8 protein-coding genes and 2 pseudogenes are annotated in these 13,200 nt (G+C 60.3%); 4 read left to right on the forward strand and 6 right to left on the reverse strand.

Features of this window, described 5'->3' with window-relative positions:
- Nucleotides 1-118: 118 nt before the first annotated feature.
- The 4 genes from BEN47_RS17400 to galK form a co-directional block, all read right to left on the reverse strand.
- Nucleotides 119-1,831, reverse strand: coding sequence for a sodium:solute symporter family transporter (locus tag BEN47_RS17400; RefSeq protein ID WP_070730180.1), 1,713 nt, complete (start codon nt 1,829-1,831; stop codon nt 119-121).
- A 200-nt stretch (nt 1,832-2,031) separates the two neighbouring features.
- The gene (locus tag BEN47_RS21120; protein ID WP_125921753.1) at nt 2,032-2,313 is read right to left on the reverse strand and encodes an aldo-keto reductase family protein; all 282 of its coding nucleotides are present in this window, start codon (nt 2,311-2,313) and stop codon (nt 2,032-2,034) included.
- A gap of 2 nt (nt 2,314-2,315) precedes the next feature.
- A complete protein-coding gene (locus BEN47_RS17405) occupies nt 2,316-3,395 on the reverse strand; it encodes a UDP-glucose--hexose-1-phosphate uridylyltransferase (RefSeq protein ID WP_317039532.1) in 1,080 nt (359 codons plus the stop codon).
- A gap of 5 nt (nt 3,396-3,400) precedes the next feature.
- Nucleotides 3,401-4,576, reverse strand: coding sequence for a galactokinase (gene galK, locus BEN47_RS17410; RefSeq protein WP_070730182.1), 1,176 nt, complete (start codon nt 4,574-4,576; stop codon nt 3,401-3,403).
- Nucleotides 4,577-4,942: 366 nt separating this feature from the next.
- On the opposite strand from galK, the gene BEN47_RS17415 reads away from it, so the two are divergent.
- A complete protein-coding gene (locus BEN47_RS17415) occupies nt 4,943-7,114 on the forward strand; it encodes an RICIN domain-containing protein (protein WP_158011080.1) in 2,172 nt (723 codons plus the stop codon).
- Here the strand turns inward: BEN47_RS17415 and BEN47_RS20485 are convergent.
- Nucleotides 7,083-7,331, reverse strand: coding sequence for a transposase (locus tag BEN47_RS20485; RefSeq protein WP_125921755.1), 249 nt, complete (start codon nt 7,329-7,331; stop codon nt 7,083-7,085). The two genes, BEN47_RS17415 and BEN47_RS20485, sit on opposite strands and share 32 nt — an antisense overlap.
- A 276-nt stretch (nt 7,332-7,607) precedes the next feature.
- On the opposite strand from BEN47_RS20485, the gene BEN47_RS17420 reads away from it, so the two are divergent.
- The 3 genes and pseudogenes from BEN47_RS17420 to BEN47_RS17430 all read left to right on the forward strand — a co-directional run bounded on the left by BEN47_RS17420 (nt 7,608) and on the right by BEN47_RS17430 (nt 13,023).
- Complete coding sequence (locus BEN47_RS17420) at nt 7,608-10,559, forward strand: glycosyl hydrolase 115 family protein (RefSeq protein ID WP_083322547.1); 2,952 nt, start codon at nt 7,608-7,610, stop codon at nt 10,557-10,559.
- Nucleotides 10,560-10,848: 289 nt separating this feature from the next.
- Nucleotides 10,849-11,910: pseudogene (locus BEN47_RS23070) on the forward strand (IS701 family transposase).
- A gap of 330 nt (nt 11,911-12,240) precedes the next feature.
- Nucleotides 12,241-13,023, forward strand: a complete 783-nt coding sequence (locus tag BEN47_RS17430; protein ID WP_070730185.1) for a winged helix-turn-helix domain-containing protein — start codon at nt 12,241-12,243, stop codon at nt 13,021-13,023.
- On the opposite strand, the pseudogene BEN47_RS20670 reads toward BEN47_RS17430, so the two are convergent.
- Nucleotides 12,988-13,200: pseudogene (locus BEN47_RS20670) on the reverse strand (ISKra4 family transposase); the annotation flags it as partial. The gene BEN47_RS17430 and the pseudogene BEN47_RS20670 sit on opposite strands and share 36 nt — an antisense overlap.

Here is a 13,200-nt window from a genome sequence, read left to right on the forward strand (position 1 = left end):
TCAGCCGACGGCAGGGCAAAGGGAGTAATGGGACGAGGCATAGGTCCCCAACTTCAACCCCCTTTATTTTGTTGCCTAATTCACTTGACTAAGCACTAGTTCTAATTACCGTCAGGTGTTACCAGAACTTCACGTATAGCGCTGTGATGAGCAGGATGATGGCCGTAATCAGGGCCAGTTGCCGGGGCGCAACCCGGAACATGCCCTGCTCCAGGTGAATGGCTTTGGGGTTCACCGCCGGCCCGGCCAGGCTGATGACCACCATCAGGGCGATGGTGAGGAAAAACGACCAGCCCATGCTCACCAGAAACGGTACTTCGAACACGCCTTTGGCGTTGCGGAAGGCCGAGTAGAACAGCGTTTCGGGGCCGAAGAGGCGGGTGGCAAAATCGTTGAAAAACAGCGAGAAGCCGAAGCCCGCCAGCATCCCGGCCACCGCCGCCGGGGCCGTGGTGCGCTTCCAGAACATGCCCAGCAGGAACACGGCCACGATGCCCGGTGATACGTAGCCCGTGTACTTCTGCACGAAGGTGAAGCCGCCGTTGCCGCCCACGCCCAGCAAATCCTCCCAGGTGAAGGCCACGGCCAGCAGCATGGCCACCAGCACCGTAACACGGCCCACCCACACCAGCTTTTTTTCCGTAGCCCCGGGGTTGAGGTAGCGGCGGTAGATGTCGAGGGTGAAGATGGTCGAAATCGAGTTGACCTTGCCCGCCAGCGAGGCCACGATGGCTGCGGTGAGGGCCGCGAGGCTCAGGCCCTTCAGGCCGTTGGGCAGGAAGGTGAGAATGGCCGAGTAGGCGTTGTCGGGGTTCACGCCCGCGCCGCCGGCGCTCATCTCGGCCTGCAGGCTGCCCTGCTGGTGCAGTACGTAAGCCGCAATGCCGGGCAGCACCACCACCAGCGGCATAATCAGCTTAAGCAAAGCCGCGAACAGGATGCCGGTGCGGGCCGTTTTCAGGTCGGCGCCCAGGGCCCGCTGCGTGATGTACTGGTTGCAGCCCCAGTAGTTGAGGTTGGCTACCCACTGCCCACCGGTGTACATCACCAGGCCCGGCAGGGCCAGGTATTTGCTCACGTAGGTCTGCGTTGAGTCGGGCGTGGGCTTGTTGAATATCATGTGAAAGTGGTCGTCGGCCGCGCCCATCAGCGCCTGAAAGCCGGCGATGGCGCTGCTGCCCAGCCCAAATTTCTGGCTCACTAGCACCAGCGCCAGGTAGCTGGTGGCCAGGCCGCCCACCAGCAGTACAGCCACCTGAATAACATCGGTGTAGCCCACCACCTTCATGCCGCCGAGCGTGATGAAGAGCGCGAACACGGCCAGCCCCACCAGAATGAGGTGGAAGGTGCCGCTGCCGGTGCTGCCCACCAAGTTGTTGATGGCCAGCGCCCCGAGGTAGAGAATGACCGTCAAGTTGACGGCGATGTACAGGAAGAGCCAGAAAATGCTCATAATCAGGCTCAGCGTGGCGTTGTAGCGCTGCTCCAGAAACTGCGGCATGGTGTAGATTTTCTGCCGCAGGTAAATCGGCATGAAGTACACGGCCACGAAAATGAGGACGATGGCCGCCACCCACTCGTAAGCCGCCACGGCTAAGCCCTGCGAAAAGCCGGCCCCCGACGCCCCAATGAACTGCTCGGCCGAGATGTTGGAGGCTATCATGCTGGCCCCAATGGCCCACCACGTCAGCGAGCCCTCGGCCAGGAAATAGTCCTTCGTACTCATCTCCGAGCTTTGCTTGCGCTTGTAGATGTAGTAGCCGTAGCCCGACACGCCCACGAGGTAAAATAGGAAAACCAGGAGGTCAAGAGTGGTAAGTCGGTTGGACATAACGCGGGGCTGATTTTCTTTTGAAGAAGCTGAGTAAGAAATTGAAGGGGAAATAAAGTGCTATTCCGCCAGAATCTGGTTTATCCGGGCAAGCTCGTCGGTGCCGAATTGCTGGCTGTTTAGGAAGCCCGGCGAGTTGCGCGAGCCCCGTTAGCCGGAGAACTCGTCCCACAGGCGGTAGCCGGCCTTGGTGTAGGCAATCAAATCGTCGCGGTGGCTGGCAAAATTGTCGCGGAGCACGCGGCCAAAGTTGATTTCGGCCGAGCCGGGCGGGGGGCGTAGTTATTGGCCAGGTCAACATGGGTAAGGCCGCGGTCAAAAGCCAGCCACCGGGTGGCCCGGCCAGTGGCCCGCACGTCCACATCGCCGAAGTTGTGCCACAAGCCCAGCAACAACGCCGGCAGCCGCAGGCCACTACGGCCGCAGCGGCGGTAAGTCAGGGTCAGGTCATGGTAGCGTTCGGCGCTGGGCAGGCAGGTCATGGTTAAGGATTGGTGAGGGCATAGGTGTGCTGCTTATAATGCACTTCGGACAGGTTGCGCAGCTTTTCGGCCGCCCATTCCGGGGTGATGTCGCGCTGCGGTTCCCCGAGCAGTTCGTAGCCCACCATGAACTTGCGTACCGTGGCCGAGCGTAGCAGCGGCGGGTAAAAGTGCATGTGCAGGTGCCATTCCGGGTGCTCTTCCCCGTCGGTGGGGCTCTGGTGCAGGCCGGCCGAATACGGAAAGGAGGTGTTGAACAGGTTGTCGTAGCGGATGGTGAGGCGGCGCAGGGCATCGGCCAGGCCATCTTTCTCGGCAGCACTCAACTGCGTGAGGTCGGCTACGGCGCGGCGCGGCAGCAGCAGTGTTTCGAAGGGCCACACCGCCCAAAACGGCACCAGGGCCACCCAGTGCTCGTTTTCGAGCACCACGCGCTGGTTTTCCTCCAGTTCCACGGCCAAGTAGTCGGCGAGCAAGGGGCGGCCGTGTTCCTGGAAATAGGCCAACTGCTGCGCGCCTTCCTTGGCGGGCTCGCCGGGCACGGTGCGCTGCGCCCAAATCTGGCCGTGCGGGTGCGGGTTCGAGCAGCCCATCGCAGCCCCTTTGTTTTCAAAAATCTGCACGTAGCCGATGTCAGCCCTTGCCCCGAGGGTGCGGTATTCCTCCGTCCACACGTCCACCACGTTCCGAATGGCGGGCACGTCCATCTCGGGCAAGGTCAGGTCGTGGCGCGGCGAAAAGCAGATGACCCGGCCCAGACCGGTCTCAGCTTCGGCCCGCAATAACTCGCGCTTGTTGAGCTGGCCATCTGGCACATCGTCGCGCAGGGCGGCGAAGTCGTTATCGAACACGAAAGTCCCGGTATATTTCGGGTTGTGGGTACCGTTGGCACGCCCGTTGCCGGGGCACAGGTAGCAGGTGGGGTCGTAAGGCGGGCGGGCGGCGGTATCAGGCTCTTCCTCCTGGCCCTGCCAGGGCCGCAAGGCGCGGTGGGGCGACACCAGCAGCCATTCCCCGTTCAGGGGGTTGTAGCGTCGGTGGGGGTGTTGCGTCAGGTCGAAAACAGGCATTGAATCGGCCATGGATATCAGTTATTTGCCAGCACAGGTCCCAGCACCGATACCCCGCCCACGATGGTGGTCTGGTAGGTTTCGAGGGGGCGGTTGAGTTCTTGCTGGTACGCTACCGTGGCGGCGAGCACAAAGTCGGCCACCGCGTGGGCGGGCAGTAGGTTGATGGTGCAGCCGCCGAAGCCGCCACCCATCATGCGGGCTCCCAGCACCGAGGGATGGGCCTGCGCAATCTGCACTAACACGTCCAACTCCGAGCAGCTTACCTCGTAATCGTCGCGGAGGCCGGCGTGCGAGGCAAACATCTGATTCCCAAAGGCTACCATGTCGCCAGCGGCCAGGTGCTGACAGGCGGCTATCACCCGCTGGTTTTCTTCCACCACGTAGCGGCAGCGGCGGTAGACCACGGGGGGCAGCGCAGCGCGGTAAGCTTCCAGCTGAGCCAGCGTCACGTCGCGCAGGCTCTGCGTAGCCGGGTAGTACTGTCGGATAATGGCCACGCCCTGCTCGCACTCCTGGCGGCGGGTGTTGTAGGCGGAATCCGCCAACGCGTGCTTCACGCCGGAGTTGCACAACACCAAATGATAAGCTTGTGAGTTAAAGGGAAAGTATTGATACTCCAGCGAGCGACAGTCGAGTTGCACGACATGGCCGGCGCGGCCGTGCAGGCTCGTAAACTGGTCCATGATGCCGCATCGCACCCCCGCAAACTCGTGTTCAGCCTGCTGGCTGAGCCGGGCCAGCTCCAGGCGGCTCAGGCCGGTGTCCAGCAACTGGTTGAGAGCAAAGGCCAACCCGCACTCCACCGCGGCCGACGAGGACAGTCCCGCTCCCATGGGCACATTACCACCAAAAACGCAGTCGAACCCTGGTACTGCCACTCCCCGCTGCTGAAATTGCGCCATGACGCCGGTCAGATAATTGGCCCACATGGGCTTACCGGGGGCGAGTACGCCCTTAGTTAACTCCACTTCGTGGGCCTCCTGCTTGTCATGGGAAAATAAGCGGGCGGTGGTAGAGCCGTTGAGGCCAACTGCGAACAGTATTTCTCTGTCGATGGCCGCCGGCAAGACGAAGCCGCCATTATAATCGGTGTGTTCGCCAATGAGATTGACTCTTCCAGGCGCCCGCACCAGTAGCGGTGGGTAGCCATAACGACCCAGAAAAGAATCGCTGATGGTAGTTGATAACATAGGGTTTACAAGTAGCGATGAACAAGCGCAAGTCAAAAAGAGGACGATGTACCTATGCAAAGGTTTGCGTGTGGAAATGCAAATTTGGCGATTATCTGGTACATACTATCCATCGTTGGGAAAAAATACTAAACTGACTTATCACAGGTCATAGGGGTTTTAATAAGCCAACTAACCAAGGATAGCCGCTTGAAATTAATTACGCAATCGTTTGCTTAACCAATAACTTTTTCTACTTTTAAGCAGGGCTCCGTTACTGCTTCGGGTCCGGCCATTGCTGCTGGCCAACTGCGGGCAATGTCAACCTGCGTTCCGGCAGCCCAAGCAGCTTAACTCCTTAACATTCCAACTTCACCCGCTCCCATGATGTCGAAATCATTACGCCTGCTCCCGTGTCTGCGAACGTTTGATTGCCTGTCGTGGGCCTTTGCCGTACTCCTTTTCCTCTGGACGGGCTCAGCTTATGGCCAAACCAGCGGCAATCCTATTCTTTCCGGCTACCATGCCGACCCGGAAATGAATTTTTTCAACGGGCGGTACTACATCTATCCGACCACCAATGAGGGAACCGGCGGGCAGGACTTCCACGCGTTTTCCTCGGCTGACCTCACCAACTGGCGCGACGATGGGGTGGTTTTCGATGTAGGCCCGAACTGTAGCTGGGCTGATTTTAATGGTTGGGCACCTTCCGTAGTAGCGCGCAATGGCAAATACTACTTCTATTACTCGGCCGAGGTGAAGATTGGAGTAGCCGTAGGCGACACGCCCATTGGTCCCTTTATTGACAAGGGCAGCGCCCTTATCAGCACTGACCCTTACACTGTGGATATTATCGACCCGCACGTATTCGTGGATGATAACGGCCAGGCGTACATCTACTACGGCGGCTCGAACGGCAGCAAGCTGGTGGCCCGTAAGCTCAACGCCGATATGGTGAGCCTGACGGCCGATGCCCCGGTCAACATCACGCCCCAGAATTTCACGGAAGGCCCGTACATGGTGAAACGCAACGGCACGTATTACATGACGTACTCCAACGGGTCGTGGACCAACGCCAGCTACAACGTGCAGTACGCCACCGGCACGTCACCGCTGGGTCCGTGGACGTATCGCGGCTCGGTGTTGTCGTCAGATGTCCAGAACCAGGGCGCCGGCCACCATTCCATCACCAGAATTCCGGGCTGTGATGAATATTACATCACCTACCACCGCTACCAGAACAACGACTTCTCGATGCGTTATGTCGCCATTGACCGGCTGTATTTCGCGGCCGATGGCTCTATTCAGCAGGTGAACATGACCAACTACGGGGTGAGTCCGCGGGTGCCCGGCGGCAATTGCCCGGTGGGCAATGTCGTATCGGGCGGTGTTTACAAGCTCACCCACAAAGGCACCAACCAATGCCTCGACGTGGCCAGCAACAGCGCCGCGCCGGGCACCAACGTGGCCCAATACACGGATAACGGCAACGATGCCCAGCGCTGGGTGGCGACGATGGAGGCCGACGGCAACTACAAGCTCACGCACAAAGGCACGAATCAATGCCTGGACGTGGCCGGCAACAGTCTCAGCGCCGGGGCCAACGTGCAGCAGTACACCGATAATGGCGTTGACGGCCAACGCTGGCGCCTGGAAGCCAAGACTGGCGGCTACCACAAGCTCACGCATAAAGGCACCAACCAATGCCTCGACGTGGTAGACAACAGTGCCGCGGCTGGCACCAACGTGCAGCAGTACACCAATAATAACAACGATGCGCAGCGCTGGAAGCTGGACCTGATGGCCTTGCCCATCGTGTCGGGCGGTACTTACCGGCTCACCCACAAGGGCACCACTCAGTGCCTGGAAGTGCCGGGTAATTCCGCAGCTCCCGGCACGGCAATAACGCAATATACCGACAATGGCAACGATGCCCAGCGCTGGGTCATTACCCTTGAAACCGACGGCTACTATAAAATCCGCCACCGAAATACGACCCAGTGCCTGGAGGTGGCCGGCAACAGCACGGCCGTCGGCGCCACCATTCAGCAGTACACCGACAACGGCAACGACGCGCAGCGCTGGCGGATTGTCTCCCTCGGCGATGGGTATGTGAAGCTGGTGCACAAAGGCACGACTCATTGCATCGACGTGGACAACAATCTTTCCAACCCCGGCACCGGCGTGCACCAATACACCGACAACGGCAACGACGCCCAGCGCTGGAAGCTGGATTTGATGCCCGTCCCCTTAAACAGTGGCCGTAGCGTTCTGGCGGCCGGCGAGCCGGCCGCCAAGGCTACCCCGTTGCAGGTGTATCCGGTGCCAGCTTCCGGCCAGGTGCATTGCCTGATTACGCCGCCCCAAACCGGCCGGCTGGTGCTGGACCTGTATGATGGACAAGGACGCCTGGTGCGGCACCTGTTGGAAGGCGCCGGCACACAGGGCCTCAGCCGCGACTATGTGCTGGAGGGCGGCTCCCTGCCCAGCGGGGTATATACATTACAGCTGACAACGACCGGCCAAATCACGCACGCGAAGCTGGTGATAGTACACTGAGAGCTGTTCTCAATTCAGGTGAGGTGTAATAACACACAAGTATAAAAGCGAAATCAAAAGTCCGGTCCAGCTTGTCGTAGCGCGTGGCTAAGCGCCGAAATTGCTTTATCCTACAGAATGTATGTTCGATGTGATATCGTTTCTGGTAGGCTAGTGGGTCTGAATGCGGCTTGTTTTTGCGCCGGGGGTTGGGTTCAGCCCCGCTTGGAGGAAGCATAGTGCGACCCCGCTGAATGGGCCTTTGGACAGTGGCAAGCCTTGTGACTTCATCCCAGAATAAAAAAAGTAGCTGCCTCAAAGAGCAGTTGCTTTGGAGATTATCAAAAAATGTAAATCCGCCCAACAGAAAGAACTCCTAACTCAGGCTAACAACCGCTTTTGCTAACTCCCGAAAAGCACCTTTACTCCTTCGCCGGAGTCATTTGCCGCGGGAACAGAGACATTTCCTTGCTGGCTTTCGTCTCTCCTTTTCTATTAGTAGTACGCTGCTTCTATGTCCCTCCCCTCCCCATCCCACTCCGTGCTCCCCCGCTTGGCCCTGGGCGTGTGCCTGCTGCTGGCCGGCCGCGCCCAGGCCACCGAAATGGCCCCCATCGTGGTGACCGCCACCGGCAGTGCCACGGCGTTTCGGCTGGCGCAGGGCGGGCAGGTGGCCCCCATTTTTACGGCCGCCGCCGATGCGCCCGTGGTGCAGATTGCCGCCCAGGCCCTGGCCAACGACATCAAGAACATAACCGGCACCCGGCCCTCGGTTTCGACCAAAGTCCCCGGCCCGCTGGCCTACGCCGTATTCATCGGCACACTGGGCAATAGCCCCTTGATTGACAAGCTCGTAGCCAGCCACAAGCTGGATGTGGTGGGTCTGAAAGGCAAGTGGGAATCCTATGCGGTGCTGACGGTGGCCAACCCCGCCCCCGGCGTGCGGCAGGGCCTGGTGGTGGTGGGCAGCGACCGGCGCGGCACAGCCTACGGCGCGTTTACGCTGGCCGAGGCCCTGGGCGTGTCGCCCTGGCAGTGGTGGGCCGATGTGACGCCCGCCCGCCGGGCGGCGCTCTGGGTGAAGGCCGGCGCGCACCGCCAGGTCTCGCCCACGGTGAAGTACCGGGGCATTTTCATCAACGACGAGGACTGGGGCATTCAGCCCTGGGCGGCCAAAACCTACGATCCTAAGCTGGGCGACATTGGCCCCAAAACCTACGAGCGGGTGTGCGAGCTGCTGCTGCGCCTGCGGGCCAACTACCTCTGGCCGGCCATGCACGACGTTACCAAGGCCTTCAACACCTACCCCGACAACAAGGTGGTGGCCGACCGCTACGCCATCGTCATGGGGTCGTCGCACCACGAGCCCATGCTGCGCAACACGTCGGAGTTTAAGTTCAACAAAACCAACCTGGGGCCGTGGAACTACGCCACCAACCGCGACACCATTTACCACTTTTGGGACCAGCGGGTGAAGGAAAACGGGCGCTACGAAAACCTTTATACCGTAGGGATGCGCGGCCTCGGCGACGAGGGCATGACCGGCGACAACTCGAAGGCCGCCCGCATCAAGGTGCTGGAAACCGTGTTTGCCGACCAGCGCCGGATGCTGGCCCAGCACGTTAATCCCGACCCTGGCAAGGTGCCCCAGGTATTTGTGCCCTACAAGGAGGTGCTCGACCTGTACCGCAACGGCCTCAAAGTGCCCGACGACGTGGCCCTGATGTGGGTTGATGACAACCACGGCTACATTCGACAGCTCTCGACGCCCGCCGAGCAAAAGCGCGCCGGCGGCAGCGGCGTGTACTACCATTTCTCCTACTGGGGCCAGCCCGAAGACTACCTCTGGCTGAGCACCACCGCCCCGGCCCTGGCCTGGGAAGAAATGATGAAAGCCTATGATTACCAGGCCCGTACGGTATGGGTGGCCAACGTGGGCGACATCAAGCCCGCCGAAATCGACATGCAGCTTTTCCTGGAAATAGCCTGGGATGCCGACAAGTTTCGTACGTTCAACCAGCTTGACTACCTGACTAAGTGGGCCGCCCGCACCTTCGGGGCGGCCCAGGCCCCGGCCATCGGCCGGGTGCTCAACGAATACTACCGCCTCAATTCGGTGGTGCGCCCCGAGCACTTCCGGGCGGCCCGCACCGGCTTCAGCGCCGTGAATTACGGCGACGAGGCCCAGCACCGGCTCGATGACTTTGCCCGGCTGGTCGGCCAGGCCAACGCCCTGTATGCCAACATGGAACCGCGCCTGAAAGATGCTTTTTTTGAGCTGGTGGTGTACCCCGTGCGCGGCGCCAGCCTGATGAACACCAAAATGCTGCAAGCCGAGCGCAGCCGCCTCTACGCCGCCCAAGGCCGCGCCAGCACCAATAAGTACGCCGCCCTGGCCCAGGCCGCCTTCGAACAGGTGCAGCAGGAAACCAACTTCTACAACACCCAGGTAGCCGGGGGCAAGTGGAACAAGATGGTGTCGTACAACCCCCGCGAGCAGAAGGTATTTGACCTACCGGCCCTGGGCCAGGTTACGCCCGGCCCGAGCGCGGGCCTGGGCGTGGCCGTGGAGGGCGACAGCGCCGCGCTGGCCGCCGGCACGCCGGGCCGCCTGCCCGGCTTCACGGCCGCCCTGCCCCAGCCGCACTTCTTCGATGTGTTTGACACCGGCAGCCAGCCCCTGAGCTGGCAGGTCCAGGCCAGCGCCCCCTGGCTGCGCCTCAGCCAGGCCAGCGGCACTGCCGATGCGCGCGTACAGGTCAGCATCGACTGGGCGCAAGCCCCCGCCACGCCTACACTGGCGGGCACCGTCACGGTGCAGGGGGCCGGGGCTATCCGCACCATTGCGGTGAGCGGCGTGCGCCCCAGCGCGGCCGAGCTGGCGGGATTTAAGGGCTTCGTCGAGAACGAAAACTTCGTGTCGATGCAGGCCGAAAGCTACTCGCGCGCTCGCCCTGGTAACGGCGGGGCCGCCTGGCGCACCATCGCCGGGCTGGGCCGCCAAAGCCCGGCCCTCACGGTGCTGCCCCCCACCACGCCCAGCCTCGACACCACGGCCGCCGCCCTGCGCGGTGCCCCAGTGCTGGAGTACGACGTGCTTATAGGCACGCCCGGCACTTGGACAGCCACCACTTACTGCCGGCCCACGCACGCCATTACGCAGCAGCGCGGCCTGCGCTACGCCATTGCCCTCAACGACGGCCCGCCGCAGTTCATCGACCTCGACGCCGCCGAGTACAGCAAGCTCTGGACTAGAAACATCATGCGTGGGGCCGCCCTGGGTCAGAGCAAGCATGTAGTAACCAAGCCCGGCCGCCAGACCCTGAAAATATGGATGGTAGACCCCGGCGTGGTGCTCGATAAGATTGTGCTCGGCAACGGCACCGTGCCGCCCAGCTTCCTAGGCCCGCCCACCACGGCCTACCCGCCGCCTGCGTCTACCAGCTCCGCCCCGGCCATCAAATAGCTTTTGGTCTGGCCACGCGCTGGCCATAGCCTTCTTCGGGTGTTGTCAATCAAATAGGACTTACTCACTTGAAATAACAAGTTACTGATTATCAGGGGATAGTGAATTTTGCCTTATTTTATTAAGGCATTGATAGTCAGCATGTATGGGGATTGAAGTGCGTAAGTCCTATTAAAAATACCCAGCATGGTGATGGCCTCTGAAACCAATTAGGGCTTCCGCACCAAAATTTATAACTGATGTTACGCGGTAATTTGTCGTCGACTTAATTTTAACTTGCATGACTTGCATGACTTGCACGCTGGACCTGTACACGGATTATCTGATTAGCTCCACGGGGCAGACGTCGGCGACGGATTTGTCGCGGCTGTTGGGTGGGACGGTGAGCCACGGCCAAGTGACGCGCTGGCTGAGCACATCCTATCTGGATTCGGAGCAGGTCTGGGCGCAAGCCAAGCCGCTGATCCGCCGGGCTGAAGCGCAACGGCCGGCCGACGAGTTTGCCGTGCTTATCGTGGGCGATTCCATCCTGGAAAAGGCGCACACCGACCCTAGCGCCCTGATTTGCACCCACTGGGACCACAGCCAGGGCCGCTTTGTCAAGGGGCTCAATTTTGTGAGCCTGCTTTAACAGGCCGGGGCCTTGGCCCTGCCCATCGCCGTCGAACTCATCGAAAAAACCGAAGCCGTTTGGGATGCCAAAACGCAGAAAAGCAAAGCCAAAAGCAAATACACCAAGAACGAGTACCTGCGGGCCATGCTGCGCGTGGCCCAGCAACAGGTGGCCTACCGCTACCTAATGGCCGACAGTTGGTACGCCTCAGCCGAGAACCTGAACGCCGTCCTCGACCTGGGCCACCACTTCGTCATGGCGCTCGAATCCTCCCGCACGGTCGCCCTGAACGAGGCCGAACGGGCACAAGGCCGGTTTCAGGCCGTCGATACAATGCCTTTTCCCGATGAGCAACCGCTGCGCGTCTGGTTGCGGTCCGTCCAGCCGGCGGTACTGGTAACCCGGCAAGTCTTTACAAACAAAGACGACCCGCAAGGCGTGCTATACCTGGTCAGCAGCGATACGACCCTGAACCAAGCCCAATTGACGACGATTTACCAAAGACGGTGGAAAGTCGAAGAATACCACAAGTCCCTCAAACAGAATGCGTCGATGGGCTAATCGCCCACGAAAAAGTCCGATACCCAGGCCAATCATTTTTTTGCTTCCATACTGGCTTACAGCAAGTTAGAAGCACTCAAATTGCGGCACGGGCTGGGGCATTTTCGCTTGAAAGCTCAACTCTATTTAGCGGGCCTGGAAGCCATGCACCAAGAATTGGCGCAATCCACCGCGTAACATCAGTTTATCGCTGCATTTCTAGCATCTGAGGACACTTTGTCGTTAGCAGAATTTGGAAATTTCTAAAGTCTCATCTGGGTTTCCAGGTACTGGAGGCAGATGTGCAAAATTTGGTGCGGAAGCCTTAAAAACCAATTACAACTTCCTCCCCTTCTAGCCTTAGTGTAAATTTAGCACGTTCGCTCACGGCTCATATTTGTTCATGTAAATGGTTGTTTTTCTGAACAAATGGGAAAATGTGGACTGCCTCTAATTTGATTCCTGTTGACCAAATGGAATTATACTCATCGCGAAGTGGAAAGCGAAAATAAGCGGTAAGCTTGTGGCATGAATCTGACGTTGTGCGAATCGAAGCGCATTCACTTGCGGACGTTGCAAAAGCAACGCCGCGACGAGGCGGGCTACGTGAAGGTGACGGTGCTCCTGCTGTTGGATAAGGGCCGGCCCGTGGCCAGCATCGCGGAAGACCTGGGCCTGGACGAGGGGACGGTGTACCGGTACGTTCAACTCTACCACCTGCAGGGGCTGGCCACGTACCTGACCGCCGAGCAGGCCCGTTACTGGGGCCTGCTCACCAGCGCCCAACTGGCCCACCTCTGCCAGGAAGTGAACCGCACGCTGTACGTGGACTGCAAAGGCATCCAGGCCTGGCTGTTGGAAACGTGCCGGGTCCACTACTCGGTGTCGGGCCTGACGGACCTGTTGCACCGGCTGGGCTTCTGCTATAAACTGACCACGGCCCTGCCCTGCGAGGCCAACGCCGCCGCGCAATCCACTTTTTTGGCCAACCTGACCCCGCTGCTGGCCGAGGCCGCCACGGGCGAGGCGGTGCTCTACTACGCCGACGCGGCCCATCCCACCCACAACACGCGCTGCACACGGGCCTGGTGCGCGACGGGCCAGCAACGCGCCCTACTCACCGTCAGCGGCCGCGAACGCGTCAACCTCAACGCGGCGCTTAACGCCCACGCCCCGACCCAGGTCCACCTCGACGAAACCGGCCGGGTCGACGCGCAGAGCACCCGCCGGCTCTACGAAAAGCTGGAGAGCATCAAAAAGTGTGGGTCAATGGGGTTAGGCGGCCATCTGCATCGGTTCTGCTGGCACTGACCGGAAGCCGGGATACTGCTGCCGGAAACAGTCTTCCCACTCCTTGTTGAGCACCTTCGTGCGGGCCTGCACAAGCAGGTGCGCCCCTTTTTTAGTCCACTGCATTTGTTGCCGCTTCACCATTCGCTTGGCCAGGACCTGGTTGACCGCCGACTCCACAAAGCCCGTGGAGACGCG

The organism is Hymenobacter lapidarius, from assembly GCF_001816145.1.
GTDB classification, from domain to species: domain Bacteria; phylum Bacteroidota; class Bacteroidia; order Cytophagales; family Hymenobacteraceae; genus Hymenobacter; species Hymenobacter lapidarius.